The organism is Embleya sp. NPDC050154 (genome assembly GCF_044460165.1).
Classification (GTDB): Bacteria; Actinomycetota; Actinomycetes; order Streptomycetales; family Streptomycetaceae; genus Embleya.
The window spans coordinates 127,808-146,699 of record NZ_JBITJP010000012.1; the positions used below are offsets into that span (position 1 = coordinate 127,808).

Here is an 18,892-nt window from a genome sequence, read left to right on the forward strand (position 1 = left end):
GCGTGGCCTCGCGGCCGCGTCGTTGGGGAGTATCGCTCGGCTGCGTGGTTACCCTCCCCAGGAGGCGCACGGTCGTACCGGGCCGACGGTTGTACCGGTCTAGCGGAGGAGCGGGTCGCATGCTGCGGGGTTCGTGCGCGAGGATCGCCGCGGCGGCGGTCGGCCTGTTGTTGGTGGCCGGATGCGATTCGGGCTCGTCGTCGAAGTCGCCGGACAAGATCGTGGACACGAGCCGGGCTCCGGTGACCGGTGACTCGGACGGCAGGGTCGGCGAGAAGGCGCCGCCGACCGCGGCGGCCGAGCCGATCGGGTGGACGGCGTGTGCCGGCGGCTTCCAGTGCGGCACGCTCCAGGTGCCGCTGGACCATGCCAAGCCCGACGGCCCGAAGATCAAGCTCGCGGTGATGCGGAAGCCCGCCACCGGCCCGAATCGGATCGGTTCGCTGGTCCTGAACCCGGGCGGCCCGGGCGGCTCGGGCCTGGACTTCGCGCAGTACGCGGCCATGCGGTATCCGGCCGACCTGCGCAAGCGCTTCGACATCGTCGGCTTCGATCCGCGCGGGGTGGGCCGCAGCACCGCGATCGGATGCCTGACCGACAACGCGATGGACGCGTTCACCCAGCTCGACGCGACACCGGACACTCCCGCCGAGGAACAGGCGTGGGTGGACGGCACCCGTTCCTACGCGCAGGCCTGCGCCGACAAGTCGGCCGATCTGCTCGGCCACGTGAGCACCGTCGACGCGGCGCGCGACCTGGACCTGCTCCGCGCGTCGCTGGGCGACGCCAAGCTCCACTACCTGGGCGCGTCCTACGGGACGTTCCTCGGCGCGACCTACGCCGAGCTGTACCCGAACCGGGTCGGCCGGCTGGTCCTGGACGGCGCGATGGACCCCAGCCAGTCGCCGACGGCCGCCAACAAGGTGCAGGGCGGCGGCTTCGAGACCGCGCTGGCGGCGTTCCTGGACAACTGCGTCGACGGCGGTTCGTGCTCGCTGGGCGCGACCCGCGAGGCCGGGCTGACCAGGATCCGGGGCCTGCTGCAACAGCTCGACGCACGCCCGCTGCCGGGCGACGCGACCCGCAAGGTCACCGAGTCGATCGCGACCACCGGCATCCTGTCGCCGCTGTACTCCAAGGAACAGTGGCCGGCCCTGCGCCAGGCGCTGGACGCGGCACAGCGCGGCGACGGGGAGCCGCTGCTCGAACTCAACGACCAGTACTACGAGCGCGGCCAGGACGGAAAGTACAGCAACCTGATGTCCGCCAACGCGGCGGTGAACTGCCTGGACGCCCCACCCGCGGCCACGTCCCGCGAGGACGTCGAACGCGACCTGCCCGGCTACCTCGCCGACTCCCCGACCTTCGGCCGCAACCTCGCCTGGGCGGGCCTGACCTGCGCCTCCTGGCCGGTCCCGCCGACCGGCAAGCCACATCCGATCAAGGCCGAGGGCGCCGCCCCGATCCTGGTGGTGGGCACTACCCGCGACCCGGCCACCCCGTACGTGTGGTCCCAGTCCCTGGCCGCCCAACTGGCCTCCGGCAACCTGCTGACCTACGACGGCGACGGCCACACCGCCTTCGGCCGAGGCAGCGACTGCGTCGACCGCACGGTCGTCGACTACCTCACCCAGGGCACCGTCCCCACCAAGCCCAAGACCTGCCGCTGACCCCCGACAAACGCGCGTGTGGACCACCCCGACGGGTGTGTACACTCATTCCCTGTCGCCACCTTCAAGGTGGGCGGACAAGCCGCCTTAGCTCAGTCGGCTAGAGCGACGCACTCGTAATGCGTAGGTCAAGGGTTCGACTCCCTTAGGCGGCTCCATCACAAAGGCCCGGGTCACTTCATGGTGACCTGGGCCTTTGTCATGTTCGGAGGTGGCTCGCGGTGGCGGGGTCGTCGCGTCGATGGGGCTGCCCGGGTGGTGGTGGGAGCCGGCTTCCGAACGCGCCCTCGCTCCGTCAGGCCTGGGCCGCCGTGACCGGGTTCGTGCGCAGGGCGTTCCAGGTGGGCAGGAGGGTGGCCGCGAAGGTGAGTGTGGCCGCTGTGGCGACCACGGTCGCGTAGATGGTGATCGGGCCGGTCGGCAGCCACGAGTCGGTGAGGGACAGGCTGAACGGGATCACCGCCGCGGCCGCCGCGGCCGTGCCCAGGATCACGCCGATCAGCGTGGTGAGCGTGGCCTCGACCGCGGCCATGTGCATGATCTGGCCGCGGGTCGCGCCGTTCAGGCGTTGCAGGCCGAACTCGCGGCGCCGGTTGTGCGTGGCCAGGATCAGCGAGTTGATCAGGGCCAGTGTGGTGTAGAGGGTCAGCATGCCGATGATCAGGTAGTTGGCCCAGGCCTGGGTCTTGGACTCCTCGGCGTGCGTCTCCAGCAGCGCGTCCCGGGAGGCGGCCCGAACGCCCTGATGCTCCTTGGCCCATGCCCCGAGCGAGGCGACCAGCCGGTCGGGGTCGGTGCCCTCGGCCGCGCGCACCAGGATCTGCGCGGGCAGCCCGTTCGTGGTGTGCGGCGCGAGCAGGGACACCGGCAGCAGCAGCGAGTCGTAGCCCGGCCGGCTCTCGAACAGCGCGACCACGCGCACGTCCACCGAAGCGCCGTCGCCCAGCCGCACGCGGACCGTGTCACCGGGCCCGCGATGGATCGACCGGGCCAGACCCCGAGGGATCGCCACGGTATTGCCGCGCAACTCGGACAACGACCCGGAGGTGGCCGTCACAGCCGTGGCGGAAAGGCCGAACTCAGCATCCACACCCTGGAGTTGCAGGCCGTGCCGACCGTCCGGCGCGGTCCGCGGCTGCTCGATGAAGCCTTCGCTCGCGGCGTACGCGCTCGCGCTCGCGACGCCCGGAATGCTCCGTACCCGCTCGGCCAGAGCCGGGTCGAGACCGCCGCCCGCACCGGTCAGCACGGCGTCGGCGCGCAGGCTTTCCGTGTACACCCGCTCGGCGTGCGTGGTCGTGGTGGTCTGCAGGTACAACTGGCCGGTGCTGATCGCCACCGCGAGCATGATCGGCGTCACCACGGCGGCCGTCCGCACCGAGGTGATCCGTGAGCCGAGCATCGCGATCCGGCCGGACTCGCCGGTCAGCGCGCCGAGCGGAAGGGACAACACCCAGGTGAGCAGCTTGGTCAGGCCGGGGGCGAGCAGGGCCAGGCCGATCGCGGCGCAGATCACCGCCGGGCCCGCCGTACTCCCGGCGATCGGGCCCTCCAGGACGAGCACGGTGACCAGGCCCAGTGCGGTGGCGCCGGCCAGCGCGATCAGCGCGAGCACGAATCGGAACCAGTTGAACCAGCGCTGCTGGAGCGCGGATTCGGCGAGCGCTTCGGTCGGCTTCGCGGTCACCGTGCGCCGCGCGCCGATGAAGCCGCCGACCAGTGCGGTCAGCAGCACCGCGCCCGCCGCCGCGACCGCCGGGATCCAGCCCTGCTCGAACCGCACCGTCTCGGCGACCATGCCGGACGCCACCAGTCGGTCGAAGAGCACCCGACCGGCGGCGGGTCCGGTGAACCACGCGACGCCCGCCGCGAGCACGGTCACCAGGAACGTCTCGCCGAGCAACATCCTGCGCAGCTGACGCGGTGTCGCGCCGATCGCGCGCATCAACGCGAACTCGCGGCGGCGCTGCTGTACGGACAGCCCGATCGTGCCGGCCACCACGAACACCGCGACCGCGACGGCCAGCCCGCCGAAGACGCCCGCCAGCGAGATCAGGTCGGACTTGTCCGCCAAAATCTCGGGGTACTCGACCGCGCCGCGATCGTCGCCGGCGAGGATTCTGGCCCGGTCCTCGTTCAACGCGCCGGCGACCCGCTTGCGCAGCGCGCCGAGATCGGCGCCCGGGTCGGCCACGATCGCGATGTCGGCGATGGTGCCGGCGGGTGCCGCGAGCCGCTCGGCCTCGGCCGCCGCGAAGAACATGGTGGCCCGCGGGACGGTACGCGCCGGCTGCGCGATGCCGGTGACCCGGTACGCGGCCGAGCCGCCGTGTGCGGCGATCTCGACCCGATCGCCCACGGCGACGCCCGCGCGGCGCGCGAGCGCGGCATCCAGGACCACCTCGTCCGGCCCGATCGGCGCGGCCCCTCGGGTGAGCGCGTACGGCGTCAGCGCCGCCGACTCCCAGGCGTGCCCCTGTGCCTTGCGACTGCCGCCGGCGCCGGTCAGCGCGGTCTCGAAGGTGCGTTCGCCGACCGCCGCGCGCACACCCTCCAGGCCCCGCACCCGATCCACGAGCCGCGCGTCCAACGGCACCCGCTCGGCCAGGGCGAAGTCCCGCTCCCGGTCCCCGGATCCGTCGCGTGGGCCGGTGAAGGTGGGATCACCGATCACCAACAGCGAGGCTTGGGCCAGGCGTTGCGGTGGCGCGTTGTTGCGTACGCCGGTCTCGAGCAGCCCGCCGCAGGCCATCACCACGGTCGCGCCGAGGCACAGCGCGACGAAGGTGGCGACGAAGCCACCGGCCCGGAAGCGCAACGTGCGCAGCGCGAGCCCCCACATCAGCGGATCCCGCCGAACGTCGGCCGCCCACCCGGGAGCGGGGCTTTCGCGAACGCGCCCAGGTGGGTCATGCGTTCGGCGATCGCGTCCACGATCGGCGCGTCCAGCCGGTCGGCGATCCGGCCGTCGGCGAGGAAGACCACGTGGTCGGCGAAGGACGCGGCGATCGGATCGTGCGTGACCATCACGATGGTCTGGCCGTCGGTTCGCACGGACTCCCGAAGCAGACCCAGCACCTCGGCCGCCGTCCGGGTGTCCAACGCCCCCGTCGGCTCGTCCGCGAACAGCACGGCGGGGCGTACGGCCAGCGCGCGGGCGATCGCCACTCGTTGTTGTTGGCCGCCGGACAACTCGTGCGGCCGGTGCCGGGCGCGGTCGGTCAGGCCGACGCGCGCGATCACCTCGGCGATCCGCCGACGGTCGGCGCGCTTGCCCGCGAACCGCAGCGGCAGCGTGATGTTCTGCTCCACCGTGAGGGTGGGCAGCAGGTTGAACGCCTGGAAGACGAAACCGATCCGCTCCCGACGGAGCCTGGTCAGCGCGTTCTCGTTCAGCTCGGCGAGGTCTCGGCCGGCCACCGCGACCGTGCCCGACGTGGGTCGGTCCAGGCCGGCCGCACAGTGCAGGAAGGTGCTCTTGCCGGAGCCGGACGGACCCATCACGGCGGTGAACGACCCGTGTTCGAAGGCGAGGGTGACCCCGTCGAGGGCGGCGACCTGGGCCGAGCCCTTGCCGTACACCTTGCGCACCGCGTCGAGCCGGACGGCCGGTGCCTCGGCACCCTCCCGCTCGTCCCCGATCGTGTGTCGTGGCCGTGTCGGTCGCCCGCTCACGTTCGTCCCTCCGCCGTTCCGGCCGCTCCCCGTTCACGGCACCGGATCCACGCTAGGAGCGTGAATCGGGCGTGCCCATGGGGCTGGCCGCCCTCCGGGGGTGGGGCCCGCCCCCATTCCCGGAGGCCCCGACGAACCCACCGGCCGCGGCGAACCCGGACAGGGCCTAGGCCGAAGTGTGTACGCCGGTTCGTTCCCGCGGAGGGCGTGCCGGGCCGGGGCCCGGACCTAGCCTCATAGCCGTACCCGCAGGTCGAGTGGAGGAGGAAGACCGTGGCGAAGGCACGCGGCTCGTTGACGGCCGGCCTGTTGAGCGCGGTGGTGGGCGGAGCCCTGAAGCTGTTCGCGGACGACGTGGACACACCGGTGGTCGCGCTCGGGAAGATCGGTGTCGTGTTGCTGATCGTCGGCATCGCCGAGCTGCTGTACGGGCTCTACCAGCTCACCCAGGAGGCCCGGAAGGGCTGACCGGGGCGACACCGGCCGGACCGAGGAGGCCCGGAGGGGCCGATCGGGGTGACGAGCCTGGGAAGGGCCATCAGACCGAAGAACCCCGGAGCAGCCGATCGGGGGAAGAGCCCCGGAAGGGCGATCAGACCGAAGAACCCCGGAACAGCCGCCGATCCGGGCACGGAACCCCGAACGGTTGATCGAAGCGACCCGGGTCCGCTCAGCCGGGCCGCCGCCGGCCCGGCCGCCGGTGGGCGACGAAGGCCAGGACACCCGCCCCGAGCAGGGCCGAGCCGAGGAAGGCCACGAGCAGCGACCCGCCGCCCGGATCGATCCCGGCGCGCGGACGCGCCGCCGACGCGGCGGAGGGCGCGCGGAGTTCGTCGACGCCGCGATGGACGCCGAGCTTGCCCGCCCGGGTCTCGACCGGCCGGCCGGACGCACCGGGGCCGGCCGCCACGTCGATCCGCACGCTCGCGGTGGCCTCGCGGCCGAGCCGGTCGACGATCGTGTAGCGAAAGTTGTCGCGTCCGGTGAAGCCCGGCCCCGGCGTGTACCGCAGCACCGAATTCGCGTCGCCCCGCTCGTCCGGCTGGAGCACCAGGCCGTGTTCGGGATTGGTGTACGACAGCACGACCAGCCCTTCGCCGGAGTCGCCGGCCAGGACCGGGACGTCCACCGACTGCCCGGCGCGAGTGCCCACCCGATCGGCGACGGCACGCGGGACGGGTGGCAGGTTCGGCTCGGGCTGGTCCCTGGACCGCACCCGGTCGCCGGACCCGACGGGGCGCCCGGCGCCGGCGCTCAACAGCGATGCGGATGGGGTGGGGCCTGCCGTCCCCGCGCCGAGGGGTCCGGCGGGCGGGGCGGTATGTCCCGACCCGGCGTCGAAGTCCGCAGCGGAAGGAGTCGGTCGCGCCGAGCCGGCATCGAAGAGCGGTACGGAGGAGGCGAGATGCATCCCCTCGGGGCCGAACCACCCCGCACAGGCGGCTGGATGCCCCGACCCGGCTCCGAACAGCGACACACAACACGCCAGGAGCACGCCCGCTCGACGTACCCGACATGCCCGACCCACCCGACGCGTCGGACCGGCTGGTTCAGGTGTTCCGGACACCGTGGACACGCATACCTCCGGCACTGATTTCCCGGCACGGCCGGATCGCGGATCGACTCACCGGCACCCTCCGGCGCCCGTCGGCACCCTTCGGCGCCGATACCGCCGGGCCGACGCCGGCCGAGGGAGCCGCTCTCGGAATCCGATCCTGGGCTTTACCCGCGCCGGTCCGGGGCTCGGCGCGCGGACCGGCGGCAAGCTTCACCCGCACGCGTGGTCCGGATCCGACGGTGGACCGGGCCCGTCGCGCGTGTCATGGTGGGAGGCGCAAGGCGACGGCGGTACGAGGAAGCCGGTGTGAATCCGGCGCGGTCCCGCCACTGTGATCGGGGAGCGACTCCCGAACCGGCCACGGCCCCGAGACGGGTCGGAAGGCCGGGAGGAGCGATGATCCGAGAGCCAGGAGACTCACGTCGTCGCCACCTCACCAACCGGGGCGGATTTCCCCGAGAGAGGCCGGTGCCGACCATGTCCTTGGTTTTGAGCCGGATCTACACCCGTACCGGCGATGCCGGCACGACCGCGCTGGGCGACAACTCCCGTACGCGCAAGACCGATCCGAGGTTGGCGGCGTACGCCGACACGGACGAGACCAACGCGGCGATCGGGGTCGTGCTCGCGCTCGGCGACCCGCAACCGCAGACGCGCGCGGTACTGGCGCAACTGCAGCACGACCTGTTCGACGTCGGCGCCGACCTGTGCGCGCCGATCGCCGAGGGGGACACCCGGCTGCGGATCACCGAGGCGGACGTGGCCCGGCTGGAGGAGCACTGCGACGCGTTCAACGCGGAACTGGCCGCGCTGCGTTCCTTCGTACTGCCCGGCGGCAGCCCGGCCGCGGCCCTGCTGCACGTGGCCCGCACCTCGGCCCGACGTGCCGAGCGCTCGACCTGGGCGTTGATCGAGGCGGACGAGCGGGCGACGGCAGGCGGTGCCGCGACCGTCAACCCGCTCACCGCGCGCTACCTCAACCGGTTGTCCGACCTGCTGTTCGTCCTCGCCCGGCGGGCCAACGCCGACGGTGCGGGTGATGTGTTGTGGCGTCCGGGCGACAGCCGCTGACCGGCGGGCGGTCGCGGTCCCACGGCGGCGGGCCGCTGCGCCGGCTCGCCGACGTGGGGCCCTACTTCGAGCTGCGGACCGGACCGATCACCGACGGCGCGGGCTTTCGGCCGTTGGCCGAGCTGTACGACCCGGCCGCGCCCGCCGCGTGGGCGGCCCGGGTGGAGCACGTACGGGCCCGGCTGCGGACCGAGGAACCGCGTGTCGCCGCGTCGATCCTGTATCTGGGCGTGGCCTCGCGGCTGTGGTCGGTGGCACTGGGTGCGGCGGTGCTCGGCCGGGTGGTGCCCGACCTGGATCCGGCCCGGACGTACTGGCGCTTCCCGGACGCCGGGCCGGTCGAGTTGTGGGCGCCCGATCCGGCGCCGGCGCCGGTGCCGGACGATCGCTCGGGGATCGAGCAGCTGCACGACGCGGTGCTGGTCGGGCATCTGGTGCCGCTCGCCGGGGCGACCCGAGCGGTGGTGCCGGTCGCCGAGCGGCTGCTGTGGGGCAACGCCGCGTCGGCCCTGGTCGGCGCGGCCCGCGTGTTGCACCGGCACCTGGCTCCGACCGAGCCGGAACTCGTGGCGACCACACGCGTGTTCGCCGACGGCCTGTTGGCCGCAGGCCGGTTGCGTGGAACCGGCCTGCACGGTGCGCTCGGCGCGTTCCGCCGCACCACGTGCTGCCTGTACTACCGGATCCCCGGGGGCGGTACGTGCGGCGACTGTGTCTTCCACGACAAGCCGCCGCGGCCGGCCCGGACCCGGATCGGGTCGTCGGCATCGGGTTTTCGGGGGAACGCGGGCTGAGCACCGTCGGCCTGCCCGTTCGGTTCGCTCGGGGCACCGGGAACCGTGTGTCGGGTCCCGCGCGGAGCGGCCGATCGGGTGAATCGGTCGGACACGCCGAGCCGCGCATCCGGGTGACATTCCCGGATCCTCGGCCCGGTTGTTTCTAGCCTCGGCCACGAGACACCGAATCCGGCATCGACGAATGCGAACGCCGGGGCCGTGTCCTCGGTCCTGCCGGGTCTGCGCCCCCGGCAGGATCGGGGAGACGGCCCCGGCCGTCGAAGGCCCGCCGAGGACGAATGACCGGGCGCCCCCGGGGCAGGCGCCAGGCGCGGTCCTCGGCGGTGACGCGAGGACATCGAGACCGTGAAGAGGAGTACGCACCGATGAGTACCCCAGGCCGAGACTCCGGCGGCAGGTCCGCGTCGCGCGATCCCGACGAGGTCGCCGCGTTCCCGACCGTCCTTCCCCCCGCCGTCGAATCACCCACGCAGAGCGCACTCCCGCAGCAGGAGCCGACGCTGAGCCGCAAACGTGAGCAATTGGATCACGCGGTGGAGGAGTTGACCCAGGCCGAGCCGCCCGAGACGGTGCACCGCAAGGTGGGTGAGGCCGCGGAGCAGGTCGGCCGAGGAAGCGACCGTGCCGCGGGGCGGGCCCGACGCCGGGCCGAACGGCTCGAAGCGGCGGCCGGCGAAGCCGTCGAACAGGCCGCGGGCACCGTCCGCGACCGGGCCGGGGAGGCCAAGGACGCCGCCCGTGACCGGGCCGGGCAAGCGAAGGACGCCGCGCGGGAGGGGGCCGGGCAGGCCAGGAAGGCCGCCCGCGACCGGGCCGAGCAGGCCAAGGATGCCGTCCAGGACCGAACCGAGCACGCCAAGGACGCCGCGCGGCAGCGGGTCGAGCAGGCCAAGGAGACGGCCCGACACAAGACCGCGAAGGCCAAGGAGGCGGTCGGCCACCGCGCCGAAGAGCTCATCGAAGCGGCCGGACACCGCGCCGAGCAGGCCAAGGAAGCCGTCGAGCACCGGGCCGGAGAGCTCAAGGAAGCGGCCGGACACCGCGCCGAGGAACTCAAGCAATCGGCCGGACACCGCGCCGAGGAGCTCAAGGACGCGGCCGTGCACAAGGCCGGTCAGGCCCGCGAGCTGGCCGGTGACCGGGTCGGACACGCCAAGGACCGCACCGTCGAGGTCGGACACACCGCCGGCAACCAAATCTTCGACCACACCCCGGACCCGCTCCGGCACGCGACCCTCACCGGCTCGGCGGAGATCCGCCGGCGCCCGGTGCCGGCCGCCGCCGCCGCAGTTGCGACCGTGCTCGTCCTGATCTGGGCGATCCGCAGGTCGCGCCGCTGAATCGACCGCACCGACCGCCCGGCCGCACCCGCCGCCCCGGCCGCCCCGACCCTCGGGCCGGTGCGCCGGGCGCGGCAGGGAACCCGGATCAACGGCCCACCGCGTCCTCGGTCCACTTCCGCAACATCCGCCGGGTCGCCGCGTCCGCACCGGGTCCGTACTTCGCGGGCGCCGTCGCCGCGATCGCGATCCGCACGTCCGCCTCGGCCCGTTCCGCGCCCCGCGCGTACTCGGCCGGCAGCGTGGCGTCCAGGGTCGCGGCCAGCTCGGGATCGGCCGCGTGCGCCAGGATCAACCCGGTCAGGTCCTCACCCGGCAGCCCATAGCCCGCGTGCGACCAGTCGAGCAGTACGACGTCCTCGTCGCGCGCGATCAGGTCCACCGGCCGCAGGTTCAGATGGCAAGGCACGTACGGCAGTTCGAGGGTCCGGGCGGCCAGTGGTCCGACCGGCGGCGGGCGCTCGAACAGCCAGGAGGGCCCGGCCGGTCGGGGGACGGCCTGCGCGGCGCCGAGTCGCCGGGCGAAATCGGCCCACCGGGTGACGTTCCACGTGGTTCCGGACCGCCCGCGCACGAAGTCCAGCCACAGCGCGACCGACCCGTCCTCGCGCGGATCCGCGCGCAGTCGCCGAGGCGCGGTCAGCCCGAAGTCGGCGTAGACGCTGTGCGCGAAGCCGCTCTCGTACGCCTCGACCTCCCGGGCCCAGTAGCGCGGATTGGCCGCCGCGGTGCCGTCCGGTGTCGCGAGCTTGAGGACCGCGTCCGTACGGCTGCCCAACACGTGCCACACGTCGGCGTGTGTGGACAGCGGTGTGGCGCCCAGCGGGGAGCCCAGTTCGGGCGGTACGGACTCGATGCGCACCGGCGGCGGCACGGCGGACTCACTCAGGGTCGGCTCCGGGACGGGGGACCGGCGGTCAGCGGAAGACCGGGGCTCGGGGCGGGCGCCGGCGGCCGATGTGATGCCGGTAGGCGAGCAGCGAGGTCGAGCGACGGGCGTGCCGCGGTCGACCCGATCGCACGGTGTGCCCGGCCGGCCGGGGCACGGTGGGCAGCGGGGTCGGGATGGCGGCCGCGGCCACCGCGGCGGGTTCGACCGCCGGTCGCGCGGTGGACGGCACGGGCACGGGCAACGGGGTCGGCGGCGGCGGGGTCAGCGAGCCCAACATGCGGTCCTCGAGCCAGGAGAGCCCGGGTATCAGCAAGAACATCACGATCGGTGCAAGCAGAGCGAGGACCAAGTACATGATTGCCGCCTGGGGGTGAGCGCGTCCGGGCCGTAGTGAGCACCTAGCCGGTGACGATCAGCGCAAACGTGACAGTTAGGCAACGAGGGCCGTTGACCCAGGTCCGAAGATGATCGATTTCGATCAATAGCTGAGCCATGTGGGTGATCGATCAACCCGACGTGATCATGAGCCGGGAAGACCTCGACGCTCCGCCGCCGTTCCTGACAGCCTGTTCGGATGGCGAACGACGGCACCACGCTCGACTGTGACGCGATCCTGTTCGATCTCGACGGAGTGTTGGTGGACTCCCACCCGCTGATCGAACGCATCCTGCGGGCGTGGGCGGCCGATCGCGGCGTGGACCCGGACGCGGCGGTCGCGGCGTCGTACGGCCGCCGCGACATCGACCTGGTGCGCGTGGTCGCCCCCACGCTGGACGCCGAGGTCGAGGCCGGGTGGATCGTCGAGCGCGAGGAGCGCGAATTCACCGGCATCATTCCGATCCCCGGTGCGGCCGGGCTGCTCGCCGCACTGCCCGCGGCGCGTTGGGCCATCGTCACGTCGGGCACCCGCAAGGTGGCGAGCGGGCGACTGCGCGCGGCGGAACTGCCCGAACCGGTGTACATGGTCACCGCGGAGGACGTTCGCGAGGGCAAGCCGGCCCCGGAGGGCTACCTGCGTGCGGCCGGTCTGCTCGGCGTACGACCGGACCGCTGCCTGGTGGTGGAGGACGCGGAGAGCGGTGTGCGGGCGGCGGAGGCGGCCGGGATGCGTTGCCTGGGCATCGGTGCGGCCCTGGCCGGGGGCGAGATCGGCGCCGCGTTGGACGCGTGGGCCGCGGACCTGCGTCCGGTCGATCCCGAAGTGGTCACGGCAGGACATGTCCGGCTGAACATTCACCCGAATGGGTCAAACTAGGGACGCAACCTCTGGGGCCCCATCCGCGTCTACAAGGGAGCACGACTCGGGGAACACTCCACATTTGGGTTTGGGTCGGGAGAGGCACCACTCGATGAAGAAGACTCGTATATCCCTCGCGGTCACCGTGACGGCGATCCTGGCCTTGTCGGCCTGCAACTCCGGCTCGTCGAGCGATTCGACCGCGAAGGCCGGTGCGCAGTCGCCGCTGCCCGTGACCTCCTCCTCCGCACCGGTGACGCCGGCGCCCGAGAGCACCGCCCCGACCTCGGCCCCGCCCACGAGCAGCGCGCCGAGCAGCGCCACGCCGTCGGCGAGCCAGAGCACGGCCAAGCCCGCCACCAGCAGCAAGCCGCCGACCACCAAGCCGCCGACGAGCAAGCCGCCGACCACCAAGCCCGCCCCGCCCAAGCCGCAGGCCGGACTGGACGATCGGTGCCTGACCGGCCGGGCGATCTGCATCGACAAGCGCACCGACCGCCTCACCTGGGTGATCGACGGCAAGGCCCAGTACTCGACCGACGTACGCTTCGGCTCGGCCGAGACGCCGACCCGCGAGGGCGCGTTCAGCATCAACTTCAAGAGCCGCGACCACGTTTCGACGCTGTACCACACGCCGATGCCGTTCGCGATGTTCTTCTCCGGCGGCCAGGCCGTGCACTACTCGGCCGACTTCGCCGCCCGCGGCTACAACGGGGCCTCGCACGGCTGCGTGAACGTGCGGGACAAGGGTCTCGTGCAGCGGTTGTTCAACGAGACGCGCGTCGGCGACAAGGTGATCGTCTACCGCTCGGCCAAGTAGGCCGCACACCGCCGTACCACCGGCCGGAGCCCGATGCCCGGTCGGTGCCCGGCCGGTCCGGCTACCGCTCGGCCACGACGACCGAGCGGTAGCGACCCACCGGGTGAGGGATCAGCGCTCGCGCGGCGAGCGCACCGTCTTGAACTCCGCCGGACCCGCGCCCATTTCGAAGGTGCCGTCCGCGTAGAGCATCGGGCGACGCTCCTGCATCAGCTTGGAGTACTTCTCCACGTGCTGGATCGACACGCCGTCGGGGTCGGTGAAGTCGACCAGCGCGATGGCCACCCAGAACACCGCGCGCTTGTTGTTGAACAGCGGCACGTTCACCGTCGAACCCTGGCCGTCGGTGACCTCGGCGTGCGCGCCGTAGGACTTGAAGCTGCCGAAGCCGTTCTCGACCGCGCTGTACGCGCAGATGAGCACGTAGCCCTGCTCGTCCGGCCGGGTGATCCGGACCGTCTCGCGGCCGGGGACGCGCGAGTCGCCGTCCAGTTGGATGTACGGCGCCGAGGTCAGGCTGCCGAGCTCGCGGTAGTAGATCACCCCGTCGCCGCCCTTCTTGGCGCCCACCTTCGACCTGGGCACGAACAGCGCGTACAGGTCCAGGTCGGCGCCCGTCTTGCGGCGCGCGTCGTTGCCGCCGTCCCAGACCAGGGACGCGGTGACGGTGACCGAGCGGTCGCCCTTGTCCATGCTGATCGTCGCGCGGCCGCCCTTGGCCAGGTCGACCCGGCCGAGCGGCTCCTTGGCCATCGAGATCGGCGCGGGCGCGGCCGGCGCGGGAGCCGCGGCGGGCTCCTTGACCATCACGTGGGCCGGCGCGGCGGGCGCGGGGGCCGGCTCGGGCTCCGGCTCGTCCTCGACCGAGATGCCGAAGTCGGTCGCCAGCCCGGCGAGTCCGCTCGCGTAGCCCTGACCCACCGCGCGCACCTTCCACGCGTCGCCGCGGCGGTACAACTCGACCAGGACCGCGACCGTCTCGCCACCGGCGAAGGCGTCCGGCGTGTAGGCGATCCGCGCGTCCCCGGACACGGTGGTCGCGCCCAGGCCCGGCACCTGGCCCAGGGTCGCCCCGGGGCGGTCCGCGTCCGAGCTGACCACGACCACCACCCGGGCGATCTCTGCGGGCAGCTTGGCCAATTCGACGCTGACGTGGGTGGTGCCCGAGGGCCCGGGCGCGGTGCGCACCGCCCCGTCGCCGCCGACCGGATTGTTGAAGAAGACCAGGTCCTCGTCGGTGCGCACCTTGTGCGCGTCGGTCAGGAGCACGGCGGACACGTCCACGACGTCGGCCGAGCCCCACCCGATCGAGACCTCGGCGCGGTCGCCGGTCAGGGGCGCGTTGGCCCCGGTGGGCAGCGTGACGTCGGACATGGAGGGCCCTCCCGCGTTGGACAAAGGCGCCGTATCGCGCCCTGACCAGGGCAACGACCCTCCCGCCGACGACGTTCCGCAAACCTCGAACTTTCCCCAAGCCGGGGTAAAGCCCCCAGGTGGCCGGCCGCGTCCGCGGGCGGCTCAGCGCCCGGACACCACCTTGTCGAACAGCTCCCTGGCCTCGGCGAAGAACGCGGGCGCGCCCTCGGGCCCGGTACAGAACACCTGGATGGGCAGGTGCACGGCGGTCGCGCCGGCGGCGATCACCTCGGCCGCACCGGCCATCGTGCGGGCCAGGTCGAACCGTCCCGCGTCGTCCTTGACCATCGGCAGCGGGCCCTGCACACCCAGCGCCCGCGGGTCGCGACCGGCCGCGGCGAGCGCCTCGCGGATACGGACCACGTCCCGGGCCATGTCGGCGGTGGACAGGCCCATGATCGGAATCCAGCCGTCGCCGCTGCGCACGATGCGATCCAGGTTTCGCTTGTTCAGCGTGCCGCCGATCCACAGCGGCACACCGCCGGGCTGCGCCGGCTGCGGCGCGCAATAGGCGTCGGTGAAGTTCACCGTCGGGGACGCGAAGGACGCGGGCAGGTTCGTCCACAACGCCTTGCACGCCGCGAGCGTGTCGGTGAGCAGTTGTCCGCGCGCGTCCCAGTCGATCCCGGCCGCGTCGTACTCCTCGCGCTGCCACCCCGTGGCCACGCCCAGTTCCAGCCGCCCGCCGGAGATCTGGTCCAGTGTCGCCGCCGTCTTGGCGAGCAGCGTCGCGCCGCGCAGCGGGGCGACCAGGATGCCGGTGGCCAGGCGCACGTTCGAGGTGACCGCGGCGATCGCGGCGAGCAGCGTGAGCGGTTCGGGCCAGGCCGCCTCGGGCGGCGTGGGGAAGCGACCCCACGTGTAGTTGTGCGTGTTGGGGCCCATCACCACGTGGTCGACCAGGACGATCCGGTCGATGCCCGCGTCGTCGGCGGCCCGGCCGACGTCCACGAAGCCGCGCCAGTCGTCGGCGGGCCAGGTGCCGAAGTTCGGCAGGCCGATGGAGAGTTGCACGTCGGTGGTCATCCGGATGCTCCGTCGCGTTCGAAGTGGGGTGGGGGTAGGGCAGGGGTTTCGGGGATGGTTCAGGGTGAAGCGGCGTACGGGTCGCGTCCCGCGATCGCCGCGTCGATCACCGCGTCGCCGAGCGCGGCCCGGGCGTACTTCTCGAAGGACGGCGCCCGGCGCAGTTCGTTGCCGCCGTCCACGGCCAGGCTCTGGCCGGTGGTCCAGGACGATTCCGGGCCGGCCAGGTGGCGGACGGTCTCCGCGATGTCCTCGGGCAGGCCGGTGCGGCCCAGCGGCTTGTTCGCCAGGAAGCGCGCGAGCATCTCCTCGTCGCGGAAGATCCGGGCGTCCTCCTGCGAGCGCACCAGGCCGGGGCGGACCGCGTTGACCCGGACGCCGGCCGCGCCCAGTTCGTCCGCGGCGGCTCGGACCAGGGCCTCCAGGCCCGCCTTCCCGGCCGCGTAGCCGCTCAGGAACGGCATGGTCAGCTTGGCCGCGGTCGAGGACACGCACACGATGGCGCCGCCGCCGCGTGCGGCGATCACGGGCGCGGCGTACTTGATCGCCAGGAACGCGCTGTGCGTGTTGCGGTGCAGGTCGGCCAGGAACGCGTCGTCGTCCATGGCCAGGATCGGCGCGGTGCTCCCGCCGCCCACCGTGGCCACGCAGACGGCGAGTTCGGGGCCCGCCGCGCGGACCGCCGTACGGATCCCGTCGGTGCCGCACACGTCCGCCGCGACCACGCGCACCTCGGTGCCGGCCGGGGCCTGCGCGCGCAGCCGTTCGGCGGTCTCGGTGAGCGCGTCGGCCCGGCGGGCGGTGAGCGTGACCGAGCAGCCGTCACGCAGCAGCCGCGCCGCGCACGCGGAGCCGATGCCGCCGCTGCCACCGGTGACCAGGGCCATCCGGCCGGCCAGGATTGCGGACATGGACGGGTGCCTCCCGGGACGACCAAGAGAACTGACGGCGTGTCAGTTCCATGCCGACGTTACACCTCGAATCATTCGAGCTGTAACGAAGTTCGGCTAGAGTGTGGCCATGACCACGGGGGAAGGCGAGCTGCCGGGACTGACCGCGCTGCTCTACGCGGCCACCGCACGGCTGGACGCGCACTTCGCCGCGTGTGCCGGCGCGGTCGGCCTGACCGCGTCCCAGGCGAACGCGGTGCACGAACTCGCCGAACCGCTGGGCATGCGCGAACTGGGTCGGCGGATGTGCTGCGAGCCGCCCAACGTGACCTTCGTGGTGGACCGGCTGGCGGAGCGCGGCCTGGTCGAGCGCCGACCGCATCCCGGCGACCGTCGCGCGAAGCTGATCGCGCTCACCCCGGCCGGCGCCGACCTGCGCGAGCGCCTGTTCGCCGGCCTCGCCCAGGACCCGCCGCTGACCGGCCTGCCGGACGCCGACCGGCGCGCGCTGCGGGTCCTGCTGGACCGGGCGCTGCGCGGGGACTGACCGGCCGCATCGGCCGATCGCCGCCGGCGCTCGTTCGCGCCGCCCCTGGTTCTCCTCGACCCGCGCGACTAACCTGACGCCCCATCAGAGAGTGCGGCGCCGATCACCTCGGCGGTGGCGCCGGGGACAGGAGTACGGCATGGCTGTGTTCGCGCTGCGTTTCGACTTCCGCAATCCGGCTTTCGCCGGGACGAGCATGGGGGAGCGCTACGCGGCGGCACTCGACATGGTCGAGTGGGCCGACCGGCACGGGTTCTTCATGGTGACGCTGTCCGAGCACCACGGCTTCGCCGACGGATACCTGCCCGCCCCGCTCCAGTTCGCCGCCGCGATCACCGCGCGGAGCCGGAACATGGGCGTGACCATCGCGGCGATACCCGCGCCGCTGCACGACCCGCTGCACCTGGCCGAGGAACTCGCGGTGCTCGACCTGCTCAGCCAGGGCCGGGTCAACGTGGTGCTCACCAACGGCTACGTCGACGCCGAGTTCGCGATGTACGACGTGCCGATGCGCGAGCGGGTCAAGCGCACCGTGGAGACCGTCGAGACACTGCGCAAGGCGTGGACGGGCGAGGAGTTCGAGTTCCGCGGCCGGACCGTGCGGGTGACCCCGGAGCCGTTTCAGAAGGGCGGACCGCCGATCATCCTCGGCGGCAGCGTCGAGGCCGCCGCGCGCCGCGCCGCGCGGATCGCCGACGGGTTCATGCCCTCGAATCCGGCGATCTGGGAGTTCTACCGGGACGAGAAGGTCAAGCTCGGCGAGGAGGACCCGGGCCCGTACTTCGGCGGCGACACCAGCTTCTTCCACCTCTCGAACGATCCCGACCGGGACTGGGACAGGATCGCGCCGCACGCGCTGCACGAGGTCAACGCCTATGGCGAGACGATGGCGAAGGCGGGCACGTCGGGTGTGGGCGGCTACGCGAGCGTCACCGACGCCGACGAACTGCGCGCGGGCGGTCAGTACCGGGTGATCACACCCCAGACCCTGGTGGCCGAGCTCAAGGCCCAGGGCGACGCGGCGTTCGCGATCCTGCACCCGATGATGGGCGGCATCCCGCCCGAGCTGGCGTGGGAGAGCCTGCGCCTGTTCGAGAACGAGGTGCTGCCCAACCTGTAGACCGGCGACGCGTCGGGGCGGCCCGCCTGGCCGCCCCGCACGTCCTACCGGTGCGGCGCGCCCGCCACGAAGTCCTTGGTGTGGTCCCACCACGTGCGCCGGTCGGGCGGGAAGCGGCGCAACGAGCGGGCCAGCTTGCTGTCCGCGTGCGGCGAGGTGCGCCCCGGGCCCTCCTTGTACCGCCAACGTGCCCACGGCGACTCGGGCTTGGCGATGCGCATCGCCGACACCATCGCGACGAACGGCACGAACACCCCGATCAGACCGGTGGCCACCTTCCCCTTGGCCAGCGCGCACAGCGCGAAGGTCAGGTTGAACACGACCACCGTCGCGGCCACCGGCTTGCTGTCGCCGTCGCCGAGGCCGAGCGGGTTGGCGCCGACGAACAGCAGCAGCCCCATCGCGGCGGTGATCAGCACCGCGTCCACCGACTTGCGGCCGTCCGCCGCCCAGTACACGTCGTCCAGGTGCACGAGCAGCGCGAACTCGTCCAGCGTGAGTGCGGCGCCCATCCCGAAGAACCCGGCGAGCACCTGCCGCAGCGCGCCGCCCGGCTCGTAGGCGAACTCCAGCGCGCCCGCGATCAACATCAGGAAGATCCCGTACACCTGGTGGTGCACGTGCACCTTGCCCACCATCATGTTCCGGAACGGGCCCTTGCCCGCCCGGATCAGCCGGGTGATCAGTCGCGTCACGGCGAAGGTGAAGATGAACGCGACGAGCATCCAGCCGACGCCGTGTGGCCCGGCCTCGGCGTCGCCCGCCAGCCCCGTCGTGGTCGAGATCCAGCCTTGGTCGTGCACAGACCCGTCCCTGCTCGCGATTCCCGTGTG

18 protein-coding genes, 1 tRNA gene and 1 riboswitch are annotated in these 18,892 nt (G+C 72.7%); of the genes, 10 read left to right on the forward strand and 9 right to left on the reverse strand.

The genetic code is table 11. The features are described 5' to 3' along the window. Positions 1–119: 119 nt before the first annotated feature. Positions 120–1,670 (forward strand): alpha/beta hydrolase, encoded by a 1,551-nt coding sequence (locus tag ACIBSV_RS25310; protein ID WP_395866723.1) that lies wholly within the window; start codon positions 120–122, stop codon positions 1,668–1,670. An 81-nt stretch (positions 1,671–1,751) separates the two neighbouring features. After that, a tRNA-Thr gene (locus tag ACIBSV_RS25315) sits at positions 1,752–1,828 on the forward strand. Positions 1,829–1,965: 137 nt separating this feature from the next. Here the strand turns inward: ACIBSV_RS25315 and ACIBSV_RS25320 are convergent. Together ACIBSV_RS25320 and ACIBSV_RS25325 are read right to left on the reverse strand one after the other, a co-directional pair. Beyond that, complete coding sequence (locus tag ACIBSV_RS25320; RefSeq protein ID WP_395866725.1) at positions 1,966–4,512, reverse strand: ABC transporter permease; 2,547 nt, start codon at positions 4,510–4,512, stop codon at positions 1,966–1,968. After that, positions 4,512–5,345 carry an ABC transporter ATP-binding protein gene (locus ACIBSV_RS25325; protein ID WP_395866727.1) on the reverse strand — a complete coding sequence of 278 codons (834 nt, stop codon included), beginning with the start codon at positions 5,343–5,345 and terminating at the stop codon, positions 4,512–4,514. Before ACIBSV_RS25325 ends, ACIBSV_RS25320 begins: the two co-directional genes overlap by 1 nt. Positions 5,346–5,618: 273 nt before the next feature. On the opposite strand from ACIBSV_RS25325, the gene ACIBSV_RS25330 reads away from it, so the two are divergent. Beyond that, on the forward strand, positions 5,619–5,813 hold the full coding sequence (locus tag ACIBSV_RS25330) for a DUF5708 family protein (protein WP_395866729.1): 195 nt from the start codon (positions 5,619–5,621) through the stop codon (positions 5,811–5,813). 202 nt (positions 5,814–6,015) lie between these two features. On the opposite strand, the gene ACIBSV_RS25335 is transcribed toward ACIBSV_RS25330, so the two are convergent. Then, a complete protein-coding gene (locus ACIBSV_RS25335; RefSeq protein ID WP_395866731.1) occupies positions 6,016–6,561 on the reverse strand; it encodes an Ig-like domain-containing protein in 546 nt (181 codons plus the stop codon). A 634-nt stretch (positions 6,562–7,195) separates the two neighbouring features. Next, a riboswitch (cobalamin riboswitch) is annotated at positions 7,196–7,322 on the forward strand. A 58-nt stretch (positions 7,323–7,380) separates the two neighbouring features. Between ACIBSV_RS25335 and ACIBSV_RS25340 the strand changes: the two genes are divergently transcribed. The 3 genes from ACIBSV_RS25340 (at position 7,381) to ACIBSV_RS25350 (ending at position 10,111) form a co-directional block, all read left to right on the forward strand. Further along, complete coding sequence (locus ACIBSV_RS25340) at positions 7,381–7,974, forward strand: cob(I)yrinic acid a,c-diamide adenosyltransferase (RefSeq protein WP_395866733.1); 594 nt, start codon at positions 7,381–7,383, stop codon at positions 7,972–7,974. Continuing rightward, positions 7,950–8,768, forward strand: a complete 819-nt coding sequence (locus ACIBSV_RS25345; protein ID WP_395866735.1) for a (2Fe-2S)-binding protein — start codon at positions 7,950–7,952, stop codon at positions 8,766–8,768. Before ACIBSV_RS25340 ends, ACIBSV_RS25345 begins: the two co-directional genes overlap by 25 nt. Positions 8,769–9,136: 368 nt before the next feature. Continuing rightward, positions 9,137–10,111, forward strand: coding sequence for a hypothetical protein (locus tag ACIBSV_RS25350; protein ID WP_395866737.1), 975 nt, complete (start codon positions 9,137–9,139; stop codon positions 10,109–10,111). Between the two features lie 88 nt (positions 10,112–10,199). Here ACIBSV_RS25350 and ACIBSV_RS25355 read toward each other — a convergent pair whose 3' ends face one another. Beyond that, a complete protein-coding gene (locus ACIBSV_RS25355; RefSeq protein ID WP_395866739.1) occupies positions 10,200–10,985 on the reverse strand; it encodes a phosphotransferase in 786 nt (261 codons plus the stop codon). Positions 10,986–11,028: 43 nt separating this feature from the next. After that, positions 11,029–11,358: a hypothetical protein gene (locus tag ACIBSV_RS25360; protein ID WP_395866741.1), complete on the reverse strand. Its 330-nt coding sequence runs from the start codon at positions 11,356–11,358 to the stop codon at positions 11,029–11,031. Between the two features lie 219 nt (positions 11,359–11,577). Between ACIBSV_RS25360 and ACIBSV_RS25365 the strand changes: the two genes are divergently transcribed. Together ACIBSV_RS25365 and ACIBSV_RS25370 are read left to right on the forward strand one after the other, a co-directional pair. Continuing rightward, complete coding sequence (locus tag ACIBSV_RS25365; RefSeq protein ID WP_395866743.1) at positions 11,578–12,258, forward strand: HAD-IA family hydrolase; 681 nt, start codon at positions 11,578–11,580, stop codon at positions 12,256–12,258. Positions 12,259–12,352: 94 nt separating this feature from the next. Next, a complete protein-coding gene (locus tag ACIBSV_RS25370) occupies positions 12,353–13,060 on the forward strand; it encodes a L,D-transpeptidase (RefSeq protein ID WP_395866745.1) in 708 nt (235 codons plus the stop codon). Between the two features lie 111 nt (positions 13,061–13,171). On the opposite strand, the gene ACIBSV_RS25375 is transcribed toward ACIBSV_RS25370, so the two are convergent. The 3 genes from ACIBSV_RS25375 to ACIBSV_RS25385 form a co-directional block, all read right to left on the reverse strand. Continuing rightward, a complete protein-coding gene (locus tag ACIBSV_RS25375) occupies positions 13,172–14,434 on the reverse strand; it encodes a TerD family protein (RefSeq protein WP_395866747.1) in 1,263 nt (420 codons plus the stop codon). Between the two features lie 144 nt (positions 14,435–14,578). Continuing rightward, positions 14,579–15,502: a TIGR03619 family F420-dependent LLM class oxidoreductase gene (locus ACIBSV_RS25380; RefSeq protein WP_395866749.1), complete on the reverse strand. Its 924-nt coding sequence runs from the start codon at positions 15,500–15,502 to the stop codon at positions 14,579–14,581. A 59-nt stretch (positions 15,503–15,561) separates the two neighbouring features. Continuing rightward, positions 15,562–16,413, reverse strand: a complete 852-nt coding sequence (locus ACIBSV_RS25385) for an SDR family NAD(P)-dependent oxidoreductase (RefSeq protein WP_395866751.1) — start codon at positions 16,411–16,413, stop codon at positions 15,562–15,564. Between the two features lie 109 nt (positions 16,414–16,522). Between ACIBSV_RS25385 and ACIBSV_RS25390 the strand changes: the two genes are divergently transcribed. Next, positions 16,523–16,939: a MarR family winged helix-turn-helix transcriptional regulator gene (locus ACIBSV_RS25390; protein WP_395866753.1), complete on the forward strand. Its 417-nt coding sequence runs from the start codon at positions 16,523–16,525 to the stop codon at positions 16,937–16,939. A 139-nt stretch (positions 16,940–17,078) separates the two neighbouring features. Further along, on the forward strand, positions 17,079–18,059 hold the full coding sequence (locus ACIBSV_RS25395; protein ID WP_395866755.1) for an LLM class flavin-dependent oxidoreductase: 981 nt from the start codon (positions 17,079–17,081) through the stop codon (positions 18,057–18,059). A 44-nt stretch (positions 18,060–18,103) separates the two neighbouring features. Here ACIBSV_RS25395 and ACIBSV_RS25400 read toward each other — a convergent pair whose 3' ends face one another. Beyond that, the gene (locus ACIBSV_RS25400; protein ID WP_395866757.1) at positions 18,104–18,862 is read right to left on the reverse strand and encodes a hypothetical protein; all 759 of its coding nucleotides are present in this window, start codon (positions 18,860–18,862) and stop codon (positions 18,104–18,106) included. Between the last annotated feature and the right edge of the window lie 30 nt (positions 18,863–18,892).

Bases quoted from the DNA above. Each gene is read 5' to 3' on its own strand.
- ACIBSV_RS25340 (WP_395866733.1), top strand. From the start codon at position 7,381: ATGTCCTTGGTTTTGAGCCGGATCTACACCCGTACCGGCGATGCCGGC.
- ACIBSV_RS25370 (WP_395866745.1), top strand. From the start codon at position 12,353: ATGAAGAAGACTCGTATATCCCTCGCGGTCACCGTGACGGCGATCCTG.
- ACIBSV_RS25385 (WP_395866751.1), bottom strand. From the start codon at position 16,413: ATGTCCGCAATCCTGGCCGGCCGGATGGCCCTGGTCACCGGTGGCAGC.
- ACIBSV_RS25380 (WP_395866749.1), bottom strand. From the start codon at position 15,502: ATGACCACCGACGTGCAACTCTCCATCGGCCTGCCGAACTTCGGCACC.
- ACIBSV_RS25390 (WP_395866753.1), top strand. From the start codon at position 16,523: ATGACCACGGGGGAAGGCGAGCTGCCGGGACTGACCGCGCTGCTCTAC.
- ACIBSV_RS25360 (WP_395866741.1), bottom strand. From the start codon at position 11,358: ATGTACTTGGTCCTCGCTCTGCTTGCACCGATCGTGATGTTCTTGCTG.
- ACIBSV_RS25365 (WP_395866743.1), top strand. From the start codon at position 11,578: ATGGCGAACGACGGCACCACGCTCGACTGTGACGCGATCCTGTTCGAT.
- ACIBSV_RS25320 (WP_395866725.1), bottom strand. From the start codon at position 4,512: ATGTGGGGGCTCGCGCTGCGCACGTTGCGCTTCCGGGCCGGTGGCTTC.
- ACIBSV_RS25350 (WP_395866737.1), top strand. From the start codon at position 9,137: ATGAGTACCCCAGGCCGAGACTCCGGCGGCAGGTCCGCGTCGCGCGAT.
- ACIBSV_RS25310 (WP_395866723.1), top strand. From the start codon at position 120: ATGCTGCGGGGTTCGTGCGCGAGGATCGCCGCGGCGGCGGTCGGCCTG.
- ACIBSV_RS25395 (WP_395866755.1), top strand. From the start codon at position 17,079: ATGGCTGTGTTCGCGCTGCGTTTCGACTTCCGCAATCCGGCTTTCGCC.
- ACIBSV_RS25375 (WP_395866747.1), bottom strand. From the start codon at position 14,434: ATGTCCGACGTCACGCTGCCCACCGGGGCCAACGCGCCCCTGACCGGC.